The sequence below is a fragment of the Caballeronia novacaledonica genome (genome assembly GCF_900258035.1).
In the GTDB taxonomy this organism is placed as follows: Bacteria; Pseudomonadota; Gammaproteobacteria; order Burkholderiales; family Burkholderiaceae; genus Caballeronia; species Caballeronia novacaledonica.
In genome coordinates, this window is record NZ_OGTP01000029.1 from 1 (window position 1) to 22,037 (window position 22,037).

21 protein-coding genes are annotated in these 22,037 nt (G+C 64.6%); 19 read left to right on the forward strand and 2 right to left on the reverse strand.

Going from position 1 to position 22,037, the window contains the following annotated elements:
* From NOV72_RS27745 to NOV72_RS27780, 8 genes are all read left to right on the forward strand, one after another.
* On the forward strand, positions 1–93 hold a 93-nt coding region (locus NOV72_RS27745), incomplete at its 5' end, for a hypothetical protein (protein ID WP_143281742.1).
* A gap of 84 nt (positions 94–177) precedes the next feature.
* Positions 178–918 carry a 3-ketoacyl-ACP reductase gene (locus tag NOV72_RS27750; RefSeq protein ID WP_106857736.1) on the forward strand — a complete coding sequence of 247 codons (741 nt, stop codon included), beginning with the start codon at positions 178–180 and terminating at the stop codon, positions 916–918.
* A 154-nt stretch (positions 919–1,072) separates the two neighbouring features.
* Positions 1,073–1,648: a polyhydroxyalkanoate synthesis repressor PhaR gene (gene phaR, locus NOV72_RS27755; protein ID WP_106857737.1), complete on the forward strand. Its 576-nt coding sequence runs from the start codon at positions 1,073–1,075 to the stop codon at positions 1,646–1,648.
* Positions 1,649–1,880: 232 nt separating this feature from the next.
* The gene (rimO, locus tag NOV72_RS27760) at positions 1,881–3,272 is read left to right on the forward strand and encodes a 30S ribosomal protein S12 methylthiotransferase RimO (RefSeq protein WP_106857738.1); all 1,392 of its coding nucleotides are present in this window, start codon (positions 1,881–1,883) and stop codon (positions 3,270–3,272) included.
* Positions 3,273–3,275: 3 nt separating this feature from the next.
* Positions 3,276–4,199: a sugar kinase gene (locus NOV72_RS27765; protein WP_106857739.1), complete on the forward strand. Its 924-nt coding sequence runs from the start codon at positions 3,276–3,278 to the stop codon at positions 4,197–4,199.
* Between the two features lie 61 nt (positions 4,200–4,260).
* Complete coding sequence (gene bktB, locus NOV72_RS27770; protein WP_106857740.1) at positions 4,261–5,445, forward strand: beta-ketothiolase BktB; 1,185 nt, start codon at positions 4,261–4,263, stop codon at positions 5,443–5,445.
* 11 nt (positions 5,446–5,456) lie between these two features.
* Positions 5,457–6,110: a hypothetical protein gene (locus tag NOV72_RS27775; RefSeq protein ID WP_106857741.1), complete on the forward strand. Its 654-nt coding sequence runs from the start codon at positions 5,457–5,459 to the stop codon at positions 6,108–6,110.
* 70 nt (positions 6,111–6,180) lie between these two features.
* Positions 6,181–7,380, forward strand: coding sequence for a cystathionine beta-lyase (locus NOV72_RS27780; protein WP_106857742.1), 1,200 nt, complete (start codon positions 6,181–6,183; stop codon positions 7,378–7,380).
* A 14-nt stretch (positions 7,381–7,394) separates the two neighbouring features.
* Here the strand turns inward: NOV72_RS27780 and serB are convergent, their stop codons facing one another.
* Together serB and NOV72_RS27790 are read right to left on the reverse strand one after the other, a co-directional pair.
* Positions 7,395–8,234 (reverse strand): phosphoserine phosphatase SerB, encoded by an 840-nt coding sequence (gene serB / locus NOV72_RS27785; RefSeq protein ID WP_106857743.1) that lies wholly within the window; start codon positions 8,232–8,234, stop codon positions 7,395–7,397.
* 46 nt (positions 8,235–8,280) lie between these two features.
* Positions 8,281–9,237, reverse strand: coding sequence for a LysR family transcriptional regulator (locus NOV72_RS27790; protein WP_106857744.1), 957 nt, complete (start codon positions 9,235–9,237; stop codon positions 8,281–8,283).
* A 100-nt stretch (positions 9,238–9,337) separates the two neighbouring features.
* On the opposite strand from NOV72_RS27790, the gene NOV72_RS27795 reads away from it, so the two are divergent.
* The 11 genes from NOV72_RS27795 to NOV72_RS27845 all read left to right on the forward strand — a co-directional run bounded on the left by NOV72_RS27795 (position 9,338) and on the right by NOV72_RS27845 (position 22,037).
* Positions 9,338–10,354, forward strand: coding sequence for a zinc-binding alcohol dehydrogenase family protein (locus NOV72_RS27795; protein ID WP_106857745.1), 1,017 nt, complete (start codon positions 9,338–9,340; stop codon positions 10,352–10,354).
* A gap of 152 nt (positions 10,355–10,506) precedes the next feature.
* Complete coding sequence (locus NOV72_RS27800; protein ID WP_106857746.1) at positions 10,507–11,058, forward strand: DUF6013 family protein; 552 nt, start codon at positions 10,507–10,509, stop codon at positions 11,056–11,058.
* A 243-nt stretch (positions 11,059–11,301) separates the two neighbouring features.
* Positions 11,302–12,213, forward strand: coding sequence for a non-homologous end joining protein Ku (ku, locus tag NOV72_RS27805; RefSeq protein ID WP_106857747.1), 912 nt, complete (start codon positions 11,302–11,304; stop codon positions 12,211–12,213).
* 17 nt (positions 12,214–12,230) lie between these two features.
* Positions 12,231–14,921, forward strand: coding sequence for a DNA ligase D (ligD, locus tag NOV72_RS27810; protein WP_106857748.1), 2,691 nt, complete (start codon positions 12,231–12,233; stop codon positions 14,919–14,921).
* A gap of 22 nt (positions 14,922–14,943) precedes the next feature.
* The gene (locus tag NOV72_RS27815) at positions 14,944–15,246 is read left to right on the forward strand and encodes a hypothetical protein (protein ID WP_106857749.1); all 303 of its coding nucleotides are present in this window, start codon (positions 14,944–14,946) and stop codon (positions 15,244–15,246) included.
* A gap of 204 nt (positions 15,247–15,450) precedes the next feature.
* On the forward strand, positions 15,451–16,077 hold the full coding sequence (locus NOV72_RS27820; protein ID WP_106857750.1) for a biliverdin-producing heme oxygenase: 627 nt from the start codon (positions 15,451–15,453) through the stop codon (positions 16,075–16,077).
* Positions 16,077–18,449, forward strand: a complete 2,373-nt coding sequence (locus NOV72_RS27825; RefSeq protein ID WP_106857751.1) for an ATP-binding protein — start codon at positions 16,077–16,079, stop codon at positions 18,447–18,449. Before NOV72_RS27820 ends, NOV72_RS27825 begins: the two co-directional genes overlap by 1 nt.
* Positions 18,442–18,906 (forward strand): response regulator, encoded by a 465-nt coding sequence (locus NOV72_RS27830; RefSeq protein ID WP_106857752.1) that lies wholly within the window; start codon positions 18,442–18,444, stop codon positions 18,904–18,906. The genes NOV72_RS27825 and NOV72_RS27830 overlap by 8 nt, the downstream gene beginning before the upstream one ends.
* Before the next feature lie 74 nt (positions 18,907–18,980).
* On the forward strand, positions 18,981–20,906 hold the full coding sequence (locus NOV72_RS27835) for a hybrid sensor histidine kinase/response regulator (RefSeq protein ID WP_106857753.1): 1,926 nt from the start codon (positions 18,981–18,983) through the stop codon (positions 20,904–20,906).
* 143 nt (positions 20,907–21,049) lie between these two features.
* Positions 21,050–21,520 carry a VOC family protein gene (locus tag NOV72_RS27840; RefSeq protein WP_106857754.1) on the forward strand — a complete coding sequence of 157 codons (471 nt, stop codon included), beginning with the start codon at positions 21,050–21,052 and terminating at the stop codon, positions 21,518–21,520.
* A gap of 40 nt (positions 21,521–21,560) precedes the next feature.
* A complete protein-coding gene (locus tag NOV72_RS27845; protein WP_106857755.1) occupies positions 21,561–22,037 on the forward strand; it encodes a VOC family protein in 477 nt (158 codons plus the stop codon).

Genomic DNA, 22,037 nt, shown 5'->3' on the forward strand with positions numbered 1-22,037 from the left:
CACGAAATGCAGAAGCGCGACGCGAAGAAGGGTCTGGCGTCGCTGTGCATCGGCGGCGGGATGGGTGTCGCGCTGGCCGTGGAACGTCCGTAATTCACCGGCAGTCACTGGCGGGATAGGGAAGGGCAAGCGGGCGGCAAGGAGATCGCCGTCCGCATAACGAAAATGGAGTGAGGAATGACGAAGCGCATAGCGTATGTAACCGGCGGGATGGGCGGCATCGGCACCAGCATTTGCCAGCGTCTGCACAAGGACGGCTTCACGGTCGTCGCGGGCTGCGGGCCGAATTCGCCGCGCCGGGTGAAATGGCTGGAAGACCAGAAGGCGCTCGGCTTCGACTTCATCGCCTCGGAAGGCAACGTCGGCGACTGGGAATCGACCAAGAACGCGTTCGACAAGGTCAAGTCCGAAGTCGGCGAGATCGATATCCTCGTGAACAACGCGGGCATCACGCGCGACGTCGTGTTCCGCAAGATGACGCACGAAGACTGGACCGCCGTCATCGACACGAACCTGACGAGTCTCTTCAACGTGACGAAGCAGGTCATCGACGGCATGGTCGAGCGCGGTTTTGGCCGCATCATCAACATTTCGTCGGTGAACGGTCAGAAAGGGCAATTCGGCCAGACGAACTACTCGACCGCCAAGGCCGGCATTCACGGCTTCACGATGGCGCTCGCGCAGGAAGTGGCCACCAAGGGCGTGACGGTCAACACCGTGTCGCCGGGCTATATCGGCACGGACATGGTGAAGTCGATTCGCCCGGAAGTGCTGGAGAAGATCGTCGCGACCATTCCCGTGCGGCGTCTCGGCACGCCCGACGAGATCGGCTCGATCGTCGCGTGGCTCGCGTCGGATGAATCCGGTTTCTCGACCGGCGCGGACTTCTCGCTGAACGGCGGCTTGCATATGGGCTGACGGGCGGAGGCTTCCCGCGCGCTTTCGGGCGCGCGGGAAGCCTCCACTCGCCGGGTACATCAACGATGCGGCGAACACGCAGCAGCGCTTTTTTGCGACAACGCAAGACCTGCTTGCTGCCATCGCAGTAAAGTTTTGCGTTTAAAGGCGTTAAATGACCACCACTACTACTACAAAGAAAGCCGCCGAACGACTTATCAAAAAGTATCCGAACCGTCGGCTGTATGACACGGAAACGAGCACTTACATCACGTTGTCGGATGTGAAGCAGCTCGTGCTCGATCAGGAAGACTTCAAGGTGCTGGACGCGAAGAGCAGCGACGACCTCACGCGCAGCATCCTTCTGCAGATCATTCTGGAAGAAGAGAGCGGCGGCCTGCCGATGTTTTCATCGGTGATGCTCTCGCAGATCATCCGCTTCTACGGTCACGCGATGCAGGGCATGATGGGCACGTATCTGGAAAAGAACATCCAGGCGTTCATCGACATCCAGCAGAAGCTGACGGAGCAGAGCAAGGGCATCTACGACGGCAACGCGCTCAACCCGGAAGTCTGGTCGCAGTTCATGAACATGCAGGCGCCGATGATGCAGGGCATGATGACGAGCTACATCGAGCAGTCGAAGAACATGTTCGTGCAGATGCAGGAGCAGATGCAGTCGCAGGCGAAATCGATGTTCAACACGTTCCCGTTCCCGACGCCCACGCCTTCGCCGACCGAGAAGAAGTAATCCATTTTGGGGGCGGGTTCGCGCGCCCGGGAGAGCGAGCGCGCGCCGTCGACTTTCACGAAGGCGTCGCTATCGATCGCGACGCGCTCGTGAATTCTCTTGCGCGAGCGTTCGCCGAGGCGGACGCGTAGCGGGACAGATGCGCTTGCTGCGACCGCGCGGAACCGGCGTCCCGGCAGTCCGGGGTAAAATATCGGATTGGCCTCGTGCGCTCCCCCAAGACACTGTCCCCGTGAAAAACTCTTTAGATTCAACCGCCAGAACGACTCCCGCGCCGAAAATCGGCATGGTGTCGCTCGGCTGCCCGAAGGCGCTCGTCGATTCCGAGCAGATCATCACCCAGTTGCGCGCCGAAGGTTACGAAATCTCCGGCACCTATGACGGCGCGGACCTGGTCGTCGTCAACACCTGCGGCTTCATCGACGAAGCCGTGCAGGAAAGCCTCGACGCCATCGGCGAGGCGCTGAACGAAAACGGCAAGGTCATCGTCACCGGCTGCCTCGGCGCGAAAAAAAGCGCGAGCGGCTCGGGCCTTATCGAAGAAGTGCATCCGAAAGTGCTCGCCGTCACCGGTCCGCACGCGACCAACGAAGTGATGAACGCCGTGCACACGTATCTGCCGAAACCGCACGATCCGTTCACCGACCTCGTGCCGCCCGCCGGCATCAAGCTCACGCCGCGCCACTACGCGTATCTGAAGATTTCGGAAGGCTGCAATCATCGTTGCACGTTCTGCATTATTCCGTCGATGCGCGGCGATCTCGTGTCGCGCCCCGTCGCCGAAGTCATGCTCGAAGCCGAGAATCTCTTCAAATCCGGCGTCAAGGAACTGCTCGTCATCTCGCAGGACACGAGCGCATACGGCGTCGACGTGAAGTACCGCACGGGCTTCTGGAACGGCAAACCGCTCAAGACGCGCATGACCGATCTCGTCGGCGCGCTGGGCGAACTGGCCGCGCAATACGGCGCATGGGTGCGGCTGCACTATGTCTATCCGTATCCCAGCGTCGATGACGTGATCCCGATGATGGCCGAAGGCCCGCTGCGCGGCCACGTGCTGCCGTATCTCGACGTGCCGTTCCAGCACGCGCACCCCGAAGTGCTGAAGCGCATGAAGCGTCCCGCCAACGCGGAGAAAGTGCTCGAACGCGTGAAGACGTGGCGCGAAATCTGTCCCGACCTGACCATCCGCAGCACGTTCATCGCGGGCTTTCCGGGCGAGACCGAAGCGCAGTTCCAGACGCTGCTGGACTTCCTCGAAGAAGCGGATCTGGATCGCGTCGGCTGCTTCGCGTATTCGCCGGTCGAAGGCGCCACCGCGAACGAACTCGACGGCGCATTGCCCGACGAAGTGCGCGAGGAACGCCGCGCGCGTTTCATGGAACTGGCCGAAGAGCTTTCGGCGAAGCGCATGAAGAAGAAGGTCGGCAAGACGCTGAAGGTGCTCGTCGACGAAGTGAGCACGGACGGCGGCATCGGCCGCACGGCGGCGGATGCGCCGGAAATCGACGGCGTCGTGTACATCGCGCCGGCGGCGAAGGCATCGAAGCGCTACAAGGCCGGCGACTTCGTGTCGGTGAAGATCACCGGCGCCGATGGCCACGATCTCTGGGGCGAGGTGTAAGCCATGGCGCAAACGCCGCACATTCTCGCGCTCGGCGAGGCGATGATCGAGTTCAATCAGTCAACGCGCGACCAGCCCGAGTATCTGCAAGGCTTCGGCGGCGACGTGTCGAACTTTCTGATCGCGGCATCGCGCCAGGGTGCGGCGACGGGCTTCGTGTCGGCGGTCGGCAACGATCACTTCGGCCAATTGCTGCTCGACTTGTGGCGCGCGGAAAACGTCGATACATCGACCGTGCGCGTGGACCAAGACGCCCCCACGGGCGTCTACTTCGTGTCGCACGGCGAGAGCGGGCATCGCTTCGACTATCTGCGTGCGGGCTCGGCGGCGAGCCGCTACGCGCCGCCGCATCTGCCGCTCGACGCGATCGCCGCGGCGAAGGTCGTGCATCTGTCGGGCATCAGCCTCGCGATCGGCGTATCGGCGTGCGACGCCGCGCTCGCCGCAATCGATCACGCGCGCACGCACGGCGTGAAGGTCAGCTTCGACACCAACCTGCGCCTCAAGCTGTGGCCGCTCGCACGCGCGCGCGCCGTGATGCTCGAAGCGATCCGCTCGACCGATATCTGCCTGCCGAGCTGGGACGACGTCACCCTGTTCACGGGCCACGACGACAAGGACGCGATCGTCGATGCGCTGCTGAATCTCGGCCCGAAAGTCGTCGCGCTGAAGCTCGGGAAGGAAGGCGCGTATATCGCGACGCCGGACGAGCGGCGCGTGGTGCCGGGCCGCGTCGTGCAGGCCGTCGATGCGACCGGCGCCGGCGATTGCTTCGGCGGCGCGTTCATCGCGCGCATCGTCGCGGGCGACGATCCCTTCGCGGCGGCGCGCTATGCGAACGTCGCGGCGGCGTTGTCGACGCAGGGCTTCGGCGCGGTGGCGCCGATCCCCGACAAGGCCACGGTCGAGCGCGCGCTCGCGCAGTGACGTATCGGCTATCGAACATCGAACGAATCACCGGATCAACACAACCAGCGGAGATGGCAACATGCAACGTGAAGTAGTGGTGGTGAGCGGCGTGCGCACGGCAATCGGCGATTTCGGCGGTTCGCTGAAGGATTTCTCCCCGACGGATCTCGGCGCGCGTGTCGTGCGCGAGGCGCTTTCGCGCGCGAATGTCGCGGGCGACGAAGTGGGTCATGTGGTGTTCGGCAACGTCGTTCATACCGAGCCGCGCGACATGTATCTCGCACGCGTCGCGGCGCTCGATGGCGGCGTCTCGCAGCATGCGCCCGCGCTGACGGTGAACCGCCTGTGCGGTTCGGGCCTGCAGGCGATCGTGTCGGCGTCGCAGTCGATCCTGCTCGGCGATGCCGACGTCGCGATCGGCGGCGGTTCGGAAAACATGAGCCGCGCGGCGTACATCATGCCCGCCGCGCGCTTCGGCCAGCGCATGGGCGACACGCGCATCGTCGACATGATGGTCGGCGCGCTGAACGATCCGTTCGACAAGATCCACATGGGCGTGACGGCCGAAAACGTCGCGCAGAAGTTCGGCATCACGCGCGAGATGCAGGATGCGCTCGCGCTCGAATCGCATCGCCGCGCGGCGAAGGCGACCGAAGCCGGCTACTTCAAGGAACAGATCCTGCCGATCACGCTGGCGTCGAAGAAAGGCGACACCGTGTTCGAGCGCGACGAGCACATGCGCATGAACGCGACCATCGAAGACTTCGCCAAGCTGAAACCCGTCTTCGCGAAGGAAAACGGCACGGTGACGGCGGGCAACGCGTCGGGCATCAACGACGCGGCGGCGGCCGTCGTGCTGATGGAACGGTCCGTCGCGGAGAAGCGCGGCGCGAAGCCGCTCGCGCGCCTCGTCGCTTACGCGCATGCGGGCGTCGATCCGAAGATCATGGGCATCGGCCCGGTTCCCGCGACGCAGAAGGTGCTGGAGCGCGCGGGCCTGACCGTGAACGACCTCGACGTCATCGAAGCGAACGAAGCGTTCGCCGCGCAGGCGTGCGCCGTGTCGCAGGAATTGAAGCTCGATCCCGCGAAGGTCAATCCGAACGGCTCGGGCATTTCGCTCGGCCATCCGATCGGCGCGACCGGCGCGCTCATCACGGTGAAGGCGCTCTACGAACTGCAGCGCATCGGCGGACGTTACGCGCTGGTGACGATGTGCATCGGCGGCGGGCAGGGCATCGCGGCGATTTTCGAGCGTATTTGAAGGACCGAAGGATGATGCAAAGCAAGAAAGGGCCGCACCTCTGCGCGGCCTTTGCGATCTCGGCGGCGCTGGTTGCGCTGTCCGGCTGCAATTCGCCGATGCCGCCGGGTTCGTCCGGCGCGTCCGGTGTGCTTCCAGCCGATCAGCGCGAACCGGCGGGCGCCGATGCGCACGGCGCGCAGGCCGCCATCGAGAAGCTTGCGCTGCCGCCGCAAAAACCGTTGACGCCGAATCCGGAATACGCGCGTTTTCCGCGCTATGTCGGCACGCTCGGCGACAAACAGATCGAGATGAAGCTCGGCGCGAAAACCGACGAGCCGTCCGGCGTGCACGGCGAATACAAGTTCGCCGGCAGCCCGAACGTGATTCTGGTCGCCGGCGATCGTGACGGCGACACGCTCGAAATCGAGGAATCGAACGACGGCACGCATATCACGGGCAACTGGGTCGGCAAATTCGCGGCGGACGGCAGCGTGTCGGGCGAGCGCATGGACCCGGACGAGTCGAACGCGCAGCCGTTCGATCTGCGCCCGGCGGTGCCCGGCAAGACCTTGCCGCGGACAAGCGCGAGCAAGCCATCGCCCGCGCCGTCGCTGGAACCCGCGCCGCCCGCGCCGCCGAAGAACGCCGTCGGCGGCACGAGCAACGTCACCATCGGCGAATAGCCGGTCCCATCTTCACGCCGCCGGGCGTTTCCGGCGGCGGCTTGTCCTTATTTCGCTCCATACCGCTCTCATGACCGATTCCACCAACAACGCCACCGACCGCGACCTGCAGACGCGCATCGTGCAGCCCGAGGATCGCATCACGCCCGGCTTCGAATCGTTCTCGGTGCCCGTCGCGCGCGCGTCGACGGTCGTGTTCCCCGATCTCGCGACCATGCGCTCGCTCGTCTGGAGCGACGATTCGAGGTGGCGCTACGGCCTGCACGGCACGCCGACGACCATCGCGCTCGCGCAGCGCCTCGCCGCGATCGAGGGCGGCGAATACGCGCTGTTGCAGCCGTCCGGGCTCGCGGCGATTTCCAACGTCTACTTCGGTCTGGTGAAGGCGGACGATCACGTGCTCGTGCCCGACAACGCCTATTCGCCGAACCGCGATCACGCCGACTGGCTCGCCGACGACTTCGGACTCGAAGTCACTTACTACGATCCGATGACCGGCGCGGGCGTCGCCGATGCAATCCGTCCCAACACGAAGCTGATCTGGCTCGAAGCGCCCGGCTCGGTGACGATGGAAGTGCAGGACGTCCCGGCGATCGTCGCGGTCGCGCGCGCGAAGGGCATCGTCACGGCGATCGACAACACGTATTCCGCGGGCCTTGCGTTCAAGCCGTTCGAACATGGCGTCGACATTTCCGTGCAGGCGCTGACGAAGTATCAGTCGGGCGGCAGCGACATCCTGATGGGCGCGACCATCACGCGCGATCCGGAACTGCACAAGAAGCTGAAGCGCGCGCGCATGAGAATGGGCATCGGCGTTTCGGCGGACGATGCGTCGCTCGTGCTGCGCAGCCTGCCGTCGATGAAGGCGCGTTACGAAGCGCACGACCGCACCGCGTTCGCGCTCGCGCAATGGCTCAAGACGCGCGCCGAAGTGACGGCGGTGCTGCATCCCGCGCTGGAAGATTGTCCGGGCCACGCGTTCTACGCGCGCGACTTCGAGGGCGGCGCGGGCGGCCTGTTCTCGATCGTGTTCGATGGCCGCTACACGGCGGCGCAGGTCGATGCGTTCGTCGAAGCGCTCGACCTGTTTTCGATCGGCTGGAGCTGGGGCGGCGCGCACAGCCTCGCGATGCCGTACAACATCCGCTCGATGCGCACCGCGTCGCAGTGGCCGCACGAGGGCGTGCTGGTGCGCTTTTACGTCGGCCTGGAAGCGGAAGCGGACTTGCGCGCGGATCTGGAAGCCGCGCTCGCCAAGGCGTTTGCCTGAGAAGCCGGCGCCGGTCAGAAAAGACGCAACAATCCGTCGAGTCCGACGAAGTTGAACGCGACGCTCGCCGACTGCCGCACGACCGGCTTCGCGCGGAACGCCACCGACAAGCCGGCTTCGGCCATCATCTTCAGATCGTTCGAGCCGTCGCCCATCGCGATGGCGCGTTTCGGATCGATGCCGATCTTCGCGCACGTATCGACGAGCGTGCGCGCCTTCTCATCCGCGTTCACGATGTCGCCGACGACCTTGCCGGTCAGCTTGCCATCGACGATTTCGAGCGTGTTCGCACGCGTGTAATCGAGGCCGAGGCGCGCCTTCAGACGCTCGGTGAAGAACGTGAATCCGCCCGACACGAGCAAGGTTTTCAGGCCGGCGGCGCGCGCGCCTTCGAGCATGCGTTCCGCGCCCGGCGAGAGCTTCAGCCGTTCGTCGTAGACGCGCTCCAATGCGCTCGCGTCGAGACCTTTCAGCAGCGCGACACGCCGCGTGAGGCTTTCGTTGAAATCCTTGATCTCGCCGCGCATCGATGCTTCCGTGATCGCCGCGACTTCGGCCTTCAGCCCGCAGAAATCGGCGATCTCGTCGATGCATTCGATCGTGATGAGCGTCGAGTCCATGTCCATCGCGACGAGGCCGAAGTCGGCGAGCTTCGCGTTCGGCTCGACGTAAGCGTAATCGAGCGCATGAGCGCCGCAATAGGCGTCGATGTCGGGGCGCTGAAGCGGATCGGCATCGACGAGGCGCAGCAGCGTGTCGTCGGCGCGTTGCGTCGCCCGCGAGCGGGCGAGCGCCGCGAGCGGCCGCAGATGCGAATCGGAGATGGCGTGGGGACTTTGAATGACGAGGTTCATCGGAGGGCAGGCGCGTGAAGGCGGAAACCGCCATTGTAAAGAACCTTCAGCGCTGCACGCGCGCCGGATCGACGTCCCAGTAAGGCGGCTCGCCGAACCGCGCCGCGAGGAAGTCGATGAACGCGAGCGTCTTCGGCGGCACGAACGCGCGGCTCGGATACACGGCCCAGATCGCGACGGTCTGCGCGAGCGGATAGTCGTCGAGCACGGTGACGAGCTCGCCGCTCGCGATGAGCGGCGCGACGCTCCACGTCGATTTGAGGCCGATGCCGATGCCCGCCGCGAGCGCGTCGCGGATCACTTCGCCGTTGTCCGTCACGAGCCGCCCGGACACGCGCACGTCGATCACGCCGGTCGGCGTCACGAAGCTCCAGTCGCGCTGATCGGCGAGGATCACGCATTCGTGCGCGGCGAGATCGGCCGGATGACGCGGCGTGCCGTGCTCGGCGAGATACGCGGGCGACGCGCACAGCACGCGCCGGTTGCTCGCGAGCTTTTTCGCGACGAGCGTCGAATCCTTCAGCGCGCCGATGCGGATCGCGAGGTCGATGCCTTCATCGACGAGATCGATGACCTGGTCGGTCATGCGCAGATCGACGCTCACGCCGGGATACGCGCGCAAAAACGCGGGAATCAGCGGCGAAATGTGCTGACGGCCGAGCGACGAGGGCATCGTCACGCGCAGCCGGCCGTGCGGATGCTCCCGCGCGCGCCCGACCGACGCCCGCGCGGCTTCGGCCGCGTCGAGCAGTTCGCGCGCGTGCGTCGCGAAGATTTCGCCTTCCTGCGTGACGGAGACGCGCCGCGTCGTGCGATGCAAAAGCCGCGCGCCCAGCATGCGCTCCAGCCCCGCGATGCGCGCGCTCGCCACCGCCGGCGACAAGCCGAACTCGCGCGCCGCCGACGACAGATTCGCCAGCGCCGCCGCCCGCATGAAGAGACCGACGTCGAGCAGATCGAGGCGTTCGCGGGTTGCGCTGTCCGTGAGAGGTTCGCTCGCCATTCGATGGATTTCCCGAAAAATGTTTCATCGATTATGACGGTTTTCCAGATGGCGATCGCGCACTAAGATCGAAGCACATCCACTCGACGGAGCCACCAGCATGAAAGCCATCGGTCTGACGCGTTACCTTCCGATTTCCGATCCCGAATCGCTCGTCGACATCGAGCTCGACCAACCCGTGCCGGCGGGCCGCGACCTGCTCGTGAAAATCGAGGCGATCGCCGTCAATCCCGTCGATACGAAAGTGCGCGCGCCGAAGGACAAGGTCGAAGCCGCGCCGCGCGTGCTCGGCTGGGACGCGGCGGGCGTCGTGGCGGCGGTCGGTCCCGAGGTCACGCTGTTCAAGGCGGGCGACCCGGTCTACTACGCGGGCGACATCACGCGCCAGGGCGCGAACAGCGAGTTTCATCTGATCGACGAGCGCATCGTCGGCGCGAAGCCGAAGTCGCTCGATTTCACCTGCGCCGCCGCGCTGCCGCTCACGACCATCACCGCGTGGGAAGCGCTCTTCGACCGCCTGCGCGTGTCGGCGGAAGGCAAGGACGCGGGCAAGTCGGTGCTGATCGTCGGCGGGGCGGGCGGCGTCGGTTCGATCGGCATCCAGCTCGCCAAGCGCGTCGCGAAGCTTCAGGTGATCGCGACGGCCTCGCGGCCCGAATCGGCGAAATGGGCGGAAGATCTGGGCGCGGATCACATCGTCGATCACTTCGGCGACATTCCGAAGCAGATGAAGGACATCGGTTTTCCGCAAGTGGACTACGTGCTGATTTTCAACGACACCGACAAGCATTTTCCCGCCGCCGCCGATGTCATCAAGCCGCAAGGCGCGATCGCGACAATCGTCGAGAACGCGAAGCCGTTGCCGGTCGAAATGCTGAAGTCGAAGAGCGCGGCGTTTCACTGGGAGTTCATGTTCACGCGCGCGATGTTCAAGACGCCCGACATGATCGAGCAGCACAAGCTGCTTTCCGAAGTGGCGCGGCTGATCGACGCAGGCGCGATCCGCACGACGCTCGGCAAGGATCTCGGCAAGATTAACGCGGCGAATTTGCGTGAGGCGCATCGCCTGCTGGAAGAAGGGCGGACGGTCGGCAAGCTCGTGCTGACCGGCTTTTGACCACGCGTTGACAAACGTCACCGACGTTGCCGCGCACGCGGGTTTTCCACTAGGATGAGCCCGCATGCGGGGCGCTAGACTGATTCCCGCCCACAGTATGCCGGCGCCGCGCGGCGCCGGTCTTCCTTAGCGCTCGATACGGAGGTGGCGGCATGAATCGTCGTTTGATCGTTCGTCGCATCGTTTCCGTCGCCGCGCTCGCGATGTGCGCAGCGACCGCCCACGCGACGCCAGGCATCAAGGTTCTCTCCGAAGCGCCCAATGACGGTCCCATCAAGTACACGGTGAAGATGGCGTCGAAGAATTTCGGCAACGAGCAGGAAACGCGCACCATCCGTTCCGGCCAGACCGACGACTTCACGTGGCAAGGCACGGCGCCGAACGGCGCGCAAGCCGTGCCGGACGGCTGCCCGCAGGCGGCGTCGGTGCCGAAGAGCGCGGACGGTCAGGCGGTGCGGCAGGTGCAGATCCGCTTCGCGCCGGTCGTCGCCGACAACGGTTCCGCGAACGTGCAGATCAGCTTTCGCGCCTACGCGCCGAAGGGCACGAGCAAGGTGAGCGTGGGCGGCAAGAGCCTGCAATGTCCGGTCGATAATCGCTTCAGCCAAATCGTGCGTTTTTCCATGCCGACGTCTACGGGTTCGAAGAAGACCGTCACGCTCGACGATGGCACGCAACTGACCGTCACGGCGAGCCGCAAATAATCGCTAACGTTGAATGCGCCGATTACGATCGGCGCTTATTTTAATGCGTCGCTCGCAACTAACGGTCTTTTTACTCAACGCCTGCAACGACACTCGTCAGTAAAGCTTACAGATCGGCGGGGCGAATCGTTTCGCGAGTCGGCGCAAGCGGCCAGACGCGGCGCGCATCGGCGCACGTGCGCCGCTTGGCACGCTTCCTGCGAATCGGGTAGATCGACTCGATCCGACAGCGAAGGTGCCAAGATGCCGCACATGATCTGGAAAGGCGCGATCAGCTTCGGGCTGGTCCACGTGCCCGTGCAACTCTATCCGGCGACGCAGTCGGAGAAGGTCGGCTTCAATCTGCTCGACAAGCGCTCGATGGATCCGATCGGCTACAAGCAGATCAACAAGAACACGGGCAAGGAAGTCACCCGCGACAACATCGTGCGCGGATTCGAATACGAGAAGGGCAAATATGTCGTGATGACCGACGCCGAAATCCGCGCGGCCAATCCCGAATCGACGCAGACGGTCGATATTCTCGCTTTCGTCGATGCGCCCGAAATCTCCTTCCTCTCGCTCGATACGCCTTACTATCTCGCGCCCGATCGCAAAGGCGAAAAAGTGTACGCGCTGCTGCGCGACGCGTTGAAGGACACCGGCAAGGTCGGCATCGCGAGCGTCGTGCTGCACAACAAGCAGCATCTGGCGGCGCTGATTCCCGTCGGTCCCGCGCTCGCGCTCAACACGCTGCGCTGGGGCGACGAAGTGCGCGACTTCGACCAGTTCAAGTTCCCCGACGAAGACACGAAAAAGGCCGGCGTCACGCCGAAGGAACTGGAGATGGCGAAACGCCTCATCGACGACATGAGCGACACGTGGGACCCGGCCAAATATCACGACACCTTCAAGGACGACATCATGGCGCTCGTCGACAAGAAGGTGAAGCAAGGCAAGGTCGCCGAAGTGATGAAGATCGACGAGGGCGGCGAGGAGAAAGCATCCGCCGATATTCTCGATCTCTCGGAATTGCTCAAGCGCAGTCTGAAGAAAGGCGGCGCGCCGACGAGACGCGGCGCCAAGGCCGCACCGTCCGACGACGATACCGGCGACGAATCCGGCGAGGAAACGGCGCGTCCCGCGCGCAAGACGACGCGTCGCAAACGCGCATAGGTCACGCATAGACGACGATGGCCGACAAACTCGAAACCTATCAGCGCAAGCGGACCTTCGACAAGACGCCGGAGCCGTCCGGCGCCGCGAGACGCAGTGCGCGCGCGAAGAAGTCCGCGAAGCACGCGTTGTCCTTCGTGATCCAGGAACACGACGCGCGCCGCCTGCATTACGACTTCCGTCTCGAACTCGACGGCACGCTCAAATCGTGGGCGGTGCCCAAAGGGCCGAGCCTCGATCCGTCGGTGAAGCGGCTCGCCGTGCATGTCGAAGATCATCCGCTCGATTACGGCTCGTTCGAAGGCGACATTCCCGAAGGCAACTACGGCGCGGGCAGCGTCATCGTGTGGGATCGCGGGACGTGGGCGCCGCAGTCGGGCAGCGTCGAGGAAGCGGAACGCGAGTACGAGAAAGGCAAGCTCAAGTTCGTGCTCGACGGCGAAAAGCTGCACGGCGGCTGGACGCTCGTGAAAAGCCACATGCGCGGCAGCGGCGACAAGGAGCAGTGGCTGCTCATCAAGGAACGCGACGACGAAGCGCGTCCCGAGGCCGAATACGACATTCTGCTGAAGCAGCCGGGCAGCGTGATGTCGGCATCGCTCGGCGCACGCGACAAGAGCGGCGCCGTGCGCGAGCGCACCGAACGCAAGGCCGCCGCGAAGAAAGCGCCGGCGCGCAAGACGGCCGGCAAGCGGGCGAACGGACACGCGCATCCGGATATCGTCGCGAATCGCAGCGCCGAGTCGTTGCGCACGTTGTCGCACGAACCGGCGATAGAAGGCGCGGTCGAGGCGAAGCTGCCCCCGACCTTCAAGCCGCAACTCGCGACGCTCGTCGATGCCGCGCCGCCCGGCGATGATTGGTCCTACGAAATAAAGTTCGACGGCTATCGCGTGCTCGCGCGCATCGAAACGATCAAAGGCAAGCGCGAAATCCTTATTTTCACGCGCAACGGCAACGACTGGACCGCGAAGTTTTCGAAGCAGGTGAAGGCGCTCGAACGGCTCGATATCGAAAGCGGCTGGCTCGACGGCGAAGCCGTGGTGCTCGACGATCGCGGCCTGCCGGATTTTCAGGCGCTGCAGAATGCGTTCGACGTGGGACGGCCGCAGGACATCGTCGTGTATTTTTTCGACGTGCCGTATCTGAACGGCTACGACCTGCGCAACGTGCCGCTCGTGCAGCGCCGCGCGATTTTGAAGGCGCTCGTCGAGCCGGTCGACGATCCCGTCCTGCGCTATTCGCAGGACTTCGCCTTTCACGCCGACGATCTCCTGAAAAGCGCCTGCGACATGGCGCTCGAAGGCATCATCGGCAAGCGGATGGACGGCACGTATGTGTCGGGGCGCAGCACCTCGTGGATCAAGCTCAAGTGCCGCCGCCGGCAGGAGTTCGTGATCGGCGGCTATTCGGAGCCTTCGGGCAGCCGCGGGCAGTTCGGCGCGCTGCTGCTCGGCGTGTACGACACCCACGGCAAGCTGCAGTACGCGGGCCGCGTGGGCAGCGGCTTCGATCACGCGACGCTCGTCGCGGTGAAAAAGGAACTCGACAAGCGTGAAGTCAAGCGCATGCCGTTTGCGAGCGAGCCGCAGGAACGCAGCCGGACGCCCGTGCATTGGGTGAAGCCGGAACTCGTGGCCGAATGCAATTTCGCGGAATGGACCAAGGAGCGTATCGTGCGACAAGCCTCGTTCGTCAGTCTGCGCGACGATAAACCCGCGCGCCAGATCGTCAAGGAAGAGCCGGTGGCGGCCAGGAAAGTCGCGGCGAAAAAGACGGCTGCCGCGAAAAAGGTCAAGGCAGGCTCGGCTGAAATCGAAGGCGTGAAGATCAGCCATCCGGATCGCGTGATCGACAAGTCGACCGGCCTGCGCAAGATCGATGTCGTCGAGTATTACGCGTCCGTCGCCGGCTGGATGCTGCCGCATCTGAAGGACCGGCCGGTGTCGCTCGTGCGCGCGCCCGAAGACATCGCCGGCGAGTTGTTCTTTCAGAAGCACAGCGCCAAGCTCGCGATTCCGCATATCAAGCAGCATGCCGATATCGATCCGGGGCATCCGCCGCTGCTCACGATCGAATCGCCGAAAGCGCTCGTCGGCACCGCGCAGATGGGCACGATCGAGCTGCACACGTGGAACGCGGTGGCGTCGAACATCGAGAAGCCGGATCGCATGGTGTTCGATCTCGATCCGGGCGAGGGCGTCGGCTGGGAGCGCATGATCGAGGCCGCGAAGCTGACGAAGCATCTGCTCGATGAACTCGGCCTCGCGTCGTTCTGCAAGACGAGCGGCGGAAAGGGATTTCATGTGGTCGTGCCGCTCGCGAAGCAGGCGGGCTGGGACGACATGAAGGACTTCTCGCAGGCAGTCGCGCAGCATATGGCGAGCACGCTGCCCAAGCTCTTCTCCGCGAAAATGGGCATGCAGAATCGCAAGGGCAAGATCTTCATCGACTATCTGCGCAACAACCGCGGGTCGAGCACCGTGGCGGCGTTCTCGTTGCGTGCGCGGCCGGGGCTCGGGGCGTCGATGCCGCTTTCGTGGGACGAACTCGACGAGGTTGAGAGCGGCGATCAATGGAACATCGGCAACGTGCGCGAGCGGCTCGACGCGTTGAAGAGCGATCCTTGGGCGGGCTATGACAAGGCGCGTCAAAGACTCACGGCCGAGATGAAGAAACGGCTCGGCATGAACGGCCCACGCAAGTGAGCGTTCGAACAGGGAGACGATCATGAAGCAGACGAACACCACGCCGGCGAGCGCGCCCGAACGCGGACGCGAGATGGCGAGCAAGGACCGCAAGACGCAGGCGCGCGACGATGCATCGAACGTGCCGCTGCCGCACGAGGCGGATCAGAACGTGGAATCGCAGCATGAACACGCGCCGCGCGATGTCGGCATGCAGGCGCATGAGGACATCGAACGCGGTCTCGTCGATACGGATCGACGCGGCGGCGACGACTATCAACGCGACACGCAGCGCGACGAACACGTGAACGCGAACAGCGACGAAGGGCAGTCGCGCAAGCGGTGAACCAAACGGTGAAGAGCCTTCGTACATGGCACCGGGCGGCTCGCTTGCGTAGAATGAAACGTTGCTGACGAACGTATCTCGAAGGCAACGTTTGAAGCGTTTTTTCTACCGACGCACACGCGGCAGGGATGTGCAAAACGGTAAGCCCTTCCGATGCCCGTACTCCTTGCCCCGCTTTGTGGACCGAAGACAACATAACGGAACATGCCACTCGACCTTCTGTCCCGTCTGAAGAACGAAAGCGCCGCGTGCCATACGCGGCTTGAGAATGCGCTCGACCTGATGCGCGACGATCTCGATCGAGATGAATACATCGCGCTGCTCGAACGATTCTATGGCTACGTCGCGCCGTGGGAAGCTGCGGTTGCCGCCTGCATGCCGGCATCGCTCGGGAACTTCTTCGATGCGCGCCGCAAGGCGCAACTCCTCGCCGCCGACCTCGCCGCGTTGACGGGCGAAACACAGCGGAGCGCTTGCGTGCCGCACGCCGATTCGCACGATGACCTGCCGCGCATGCGCAACATCGGCGATGCGTTCGGCTCGATGTACGTGATGGAAGGCAGCACGCTCGGCGGGCGCTTCATCGCGCCTCATGTCGCGGAGCGTCTCGATCTCGCGCCGGGTCGCGGCAATGCCTATTTCGACGGCTACGGCGCGCGAACGGGCAGCATGTGGAACGCATTCCGCGAGACCGCCACGGCGAGCGTGCCCGAACATCAATACGACGACGCGGTGAAAGCTGCGATCGCCACCTTCGAAAGCCTGCACGCGTGGCTGTGCCCCGATTCGGCCGATGTTCGCCTCTTGCAGCCGGCGGCGGGAGCGGTCTGATGAGCACGTCCGCAAGCGAGCCGCCCATCGGGGCCGGGACTTCGCGCGAAGCATCGCAGGAACCGCCCGACGCCGAGGCGCGCCGGCGCACGCTCAGCTCGGGCGTCGCGAGCAAGGACTGCGATGCCGAACCGATCCACATTCCCGGCGGCATCCAGCCGCACGGCTTTTTGCTCGTGCTCGCCGACGACCTGCGCATCGTGCAGGCGAGCGAGAACCTCGCATCGCTTGCGGGCGCGAACGTCGGCGCATTGCTCGACAAGCCGCTCGATGCCGTGCTCGGCGCGGCGGCCGCGCAGCGCATCGCGCGGGCGGCCGTCACGTCGTCGCTCGAAGACGCGCCGCTTTACATCGGGCCGGTCGACGTGACGCCTCCGTCTTCCGACAGCGCACTGCGCTTCGATGTCACGATGCATCGTCATGACGGCGCGCTCGTCGTCGAGCTGGAAGGCGCCGCGGCGACCCACGACGCGTTCGCCTCGATGTATCCGCTCGTGCGCACCTTCGCGCGCGGCCTTCAGGACGCGGCGAACGTGCAGTCGCTCGCCGAACTCGCGGTGCGCGAAGTGCGCGCGATCACCGGCTTCGGCCGCGTCATGCTCTACAGCTTCGACGAGGAAGGCCGCAGCCATGTGCTCGCGGAAGATCGCGACGATGCGTATCCGTCGTTCCTGCATCAGTTCTTCCCGGCGTCGGACATTCCGCGCCAGGCGCGCGCGCTGTATCTGAAGAACCGCATCCGCCTCGTCGCCGACGTGAACTACACGCCCGCGCGCCTCGTGCCTGACGTGAACCCGCTCACCGGCCGTCCCACCGACCTCACGTACGCGACGCTGCGCAGTTTCTCGCCGGTGCATCTGGAGTACATGCGCAACATGGGCACGCATGCGTCGATGTCGGTGTCGATCGTCGTGCGCGGGCAGTTGTGGGGGCTCGTCTCGTGTCACGATCACGACGCGCGCATCGTGCCGTTCAACACGCGCATCGCGGTCGAGCATCTCGGGCACATGTTGTCGCTGCAGATCGAAGCGAAGGAAGAGCGCGCCGAAGGCGAATATCTGGCCGCGCTGCGCCGCACGATGGGCCGCCTGATTTCCGCGATGGGCGAGCACGAGAACTTCGTCGCCGGCTTGCAGGCGTTGCCGACGGATGTGCTGAGCTTCGCGCGATCGGCGGGCGCGGCGATCGTCTTCGACGACCAGATCACGCTGCTCGGCTCGACGCCCGACGAGGACACGGTGCGCGCGCTCACGCACTGGCTCGCGGAAAATACGTCCGGCGTATGGGCGACGGATTCGCTCGCGCGCGAATGGCCGCCCGCGAAAGGGCACGAGGACGACGCGTGCGGCGTGCTCGCGGTGCCCGTTTCGCAGATTTTCCGTAACTATCTGCTGTGGTTCCGGCCCGAAGTGATGCAGACCATCAAGTGGGCGGGCGAGCCGGTCAAGATAGAAGGCGCCGATGGCGCGAGCGCGCCGCGCACGAGCTTTTCGCCGTGGCTCGAAACGGTGCGCGGACATTCCGCGATGTGGCGTCAGGGCGAACTCGAAATCGCCGGCGAACTGCGCGGCGCGTTGCTGAACATCGTGCTGCGCCGCGCGGAAGAGCGCGCCGAACTCGCGACCGAACTCGCGCGCGCGAACAAGGAGCTCGAGGCGTTCTCGTATTCGGTGTCGCACGACCTGCGCGCGCCGCTGCGCCATATCGCGGGTTACGGCGATCTGCTGCGCGAGCAGGAAGGCGAACGCATGTCGGACAAGAGCCGGCGCTTTCTGAACAACATGCTGGATTCGGCGCGCTTCGCGGGCACGCTCGTCGATGATCTGCTGACCTTCTCGCAGATGGGCCGCGCGGCGCTCAGGCCCGCGCTGGCCGATCTCGGGCAACTCGTGCGCGGTGTCGTGGAGGAGTTCGAGACGGAGAGTGCGGGAAGGCGCATCGAATGGGTCATCGGCGAATTGCCGCGCGTCACCGGCGACGCGGCTTTCCTGCAGCTTGCGCTACGTAACCTGATTTCGAACGCGGTGAAATATACGCGGACGCGGGAATCGGCGAAAATCGAGATATTCGCGACCCGCAACGGCGATGAATACGTGATCGGCGTGCGCGACAACGGCGTCGGCTTCGACATGAAGTACGGCGCGAAGCTGTTCGGCGTGTTTCAGCGGCTGCATCGCGCGGAAGAGTTCGAAGGCACGGGCATCGGGCTTGCCAACGTGCGTCGCATCGTCGAGCGTCACGAAGGACGAACATGGGCCGAAGGGCGGCTGGGAGAGGGCGCAATATTCTATTTCTCCCTGCCGGTCGTTTTCCGCCATGCGAATGGAACGCAGGGCGCGCCAGGTACAAAGTCAAGAAAAGACCATGCTTAAACCGATTTTGCTCGTCGAAGACAACCCGAACGATCTCGAACTCACGCTCGTCGCGCTCGACAAGAGTCAGCTCGCGAACGAAGTGATCGTCGCACGCGACGGCCAGGAAGCCATCGACTATCTCACCTGCGAAGGCGAATGGAAGGAACGCGCGCCCGGCAATCCGGCGGTGATCCTGCTCGACCTGAAGCTGCCGAAGATCGACGGTCTCGAAGTGCTCGACACGATCCGCTCGAACGCATCGCTGAAGAGCGTGCCGGTCGTCATGCTGACGTCCTCGCGCGAGGAACAGGACCTCGTGCGCAGCTACGAACTCGGCGTGAACGCGTACGTCGTCAAGCCTGTGGAATTCGGCGAGTTCGTCGAGGCGATCAGCGATCTCGGCGTATTCTGGGCCGTGCTCAACGAACCGCCGCCGGGCTCGACGCGCTTCCGGCGCCCCACGTCCGCGCAATGACCGAAGCGCCCATGTTCGCGAACCCGCCCCGTCCCATGCGCCCGCAAGCGTCCTTTGAAGAGGACGTCTAGATCATGCAGCCTCTGCATCTGCTTCTCGTCGAAGACAACGCACTCGATGCGGAGCTGACGATCGCCCAACTGGAACGCGCGGATTACGCGGTCGATGCGTCGATCGTGTACGACTCCGCGGCCTTCATCGCCGAGCTGGATAAAAAGCGCTTCGACGTCATCCTCGCCGATTTCGTGATGCCGACGTTCTCCGGCATCGAGGCGCTCACGATCGCGACGGAGCGCTCGCCGGACACGCCGTTCATCTTCGTGTCGGGCCTGCTCGGCGAGGAACATGCCGTCGATATGCTCAAGCGCGGCGCGACCGATTACGTGCTCAAGCAGCGTCTGCAACGTCTGCCCGCCGTCGTGCGCCGCGCGATGCGCGAGAGCGCCGAGCGTGCGCAACGCATCGCGGTCGAGCGCGCGCTACGGGAAACGGAGACGCATTTCCGGCTGCTCATCGACGCGCTGAAGGACTACGCCGTCATCACGCTCGATCCCGAAGGGCGTATCCGCACGTGGAACGCGGCGTCCGAGCGCATTCTGGGCTTTCCCGCGCAGGACGTGCTCGGCCAGTCCGCGAGCATCTTCTATGCGCAGGAAGACCGCGAAGCGGGCGTGTTCGAAGCCGAGCTGGAGACGGCGCGGCGCGAAGGCAGCGCGAGCGACGACCGCTGGCTCTGGCGCAAGGACGGCCATTCGTTCTTCGCCTCGGGCGTGACGACCGCCATCCGCAGTGAGCATGACGAGCTAATCGGCTTCTCGAAGATCGTGCGCGACGCGACCGACGCCCACATGGCCGCCGACGCGCTGCGTCTCGCGAAGGATCAGGCGGAATCCGCGAATCGCGCGAAGGACCATTTTCTGGCGGTGTTGTCGCATGAACTGCGCACGCCGCTCACGCCGATTCTCGCGGCCGTGCGCCTGCTCGAGATGAAACACGCGCTGCCGCGCGACGCGCATCCGACGCTCGATCTCATTCGCCGCAACGTGGAACTCGAAGCGCGTCTGATCGACGATCTGCTCGATCTCACGAGCATCGCGCGCGGCAAGCTGTCGCTCAATTTCGCGAGCGTCGCGCTCGATACCTTGCTGACGAGCGCGCTCGATATGTCCGAGGCCGATCTGCGCGCGAAGGGCCTCACGCTCGACACACGTTACGATGCGAGCCGCTTCGTCGTGCTCGGCGATGCCGCCCGTCTGCAGCAAATCGTCTGGAATCTGATGAAGAACGCGGTGAAGTTCACGCCGGCGGGCGGGCGCATCGAGGTGCGCACCTGGAACCCCGATCCGGCGACGATCGCGGTTTCGGTGACGGACAGCGGCATCGGCATCAGCGCCGAGGCGCTGCCGCGCATCTTCTCCGCGTTCGAGCAGGCCGACGATTCGATCACGCGCTCGTTCGGCGGCCTGGGGCTCGGCCTCGCGATCGCGAGCACGCTGGCGCAGAAGCACGGCGGCACGCTCTCCGCCTACAGCGAAGGGCGCGATGCCGGCGCGCGTTTCACGCTCACGCTGCCGCTCGCCCGCGTTCAGCCTGCGCACGAAGACGCGCCGCTCGTCGAGGCCGCGAGCCGGGAGCAGGGACGCGCGCTGAAGGTGCTGCTCGTGGAGGACAACGAGCAGACGTCGTCGGCAATGGCCGAGGTGCTCGAAATGCTCGGCCACGAAGTGACGGTCGCGGTGACTGTCGCCGAGGCGCTCGAACGCTCGAAAAGCGGGCCGTTCGATCTGCTCGTCAGCGATATCGGCCTGCCCGACGGCAGCGGGCTCGACATCGCGCGTGCGTGGCAGACCGTTCAGCCCGACAAGCCTTCGGTGGCAATCACGGGTTATGGCATGGACGAGGACATTCGCCGCTGCCGCGAAGCGGGGTTTCGCGATCATCTGACCAAGCCCGTCAATTTTTCGCGGCTCGAAGCACTGATCCAATCGCTCGCGGATTAGGCGTCGAAATAGGCGATCGACGCGCCGCCAAACAAAATTTGACGGCGGGATGCGTAGTCGTGTCGATTGACCGGCTGCCCGTTCGTTGTAGGGTAGAGAGCCGCGCCGAATCCGGCGCGCCTCATTCACTACACGGAGCCGATATGTCCAATTCCGCCGTCAAGCCGATCCCCGAAGGCATGCATTCGTTGACCCCGCATCTCGTGTGCGCGGGCGCCGCCGAAGCAATCGAGTTCTACAAGCGCGCGTTCGGCGCCGTCGAGCTGGGCCGCATGCCCGGACCGGACGGCAAGCTCATGCACGCACTGGTCAAGATCGGCGATTCGATGCTGATGCTCGTCGACGAATTTCCGCAATATGGCTCGGTCGGTCCGCAGGCGCTCAAGGGATCGCCGGTCACGATCCACCTGTATGTCGAAGACGCCGACGCCACCGTGAAGCAGGCCGAAAGCGCCGGCGCGAAAGTGACGATGCCCGTCGCCGACATGTTCTGGGGCGACCGCTACGGGCGTCTGGAAGACCCGTTCGGCCATCAATGGTCGGTCGCGACGCACACGCGCGACGTCACGCCGGAAGAAATGAAGCAGGCGATGGGGCAGCAACCGTGCGCATGACGCACGCATGACGCACGCATCCACGAACGGAGATCCGCACATGCACAAGATTTCACCCTGTCTGTGGTTCGAAGGCGGCAACGCCGAAGCGGCCGCGAACTTTTATGTCGAGACATTCAGGAACGCGCGCATCAAGGACATCATGCGCAGCACCGAATCGGGCCCGAGTCCGGTCGGCAGTGTCATCGCCGTGATGTTCGAGCTCGAAGGCGAGGCGTTTCTGGCGCTGAACGGCAATCCCGAATTCAAGTTCTCGCCGGCGCTTTCCATGTTCATCAAATGCGAGACGCAGGAAGAAATCGACCATTACTGGGACACGCTGCTGGAAGGCGGCCAGTCGATGGCCTGCGGCTGGCTCACGGACCGCTTCGGCGTGACGTGGCAAATCGCGCCGACGCGTCTGCTCGGGATGCTGCAGGACCCGGATCCGGTGAAGGCCGATCGCACCATGAAAGCGATGCGCGAGATGATCAAGCTCGATATCGCGGCGCTCGATCGGGCCTACAACGGCCAGTAA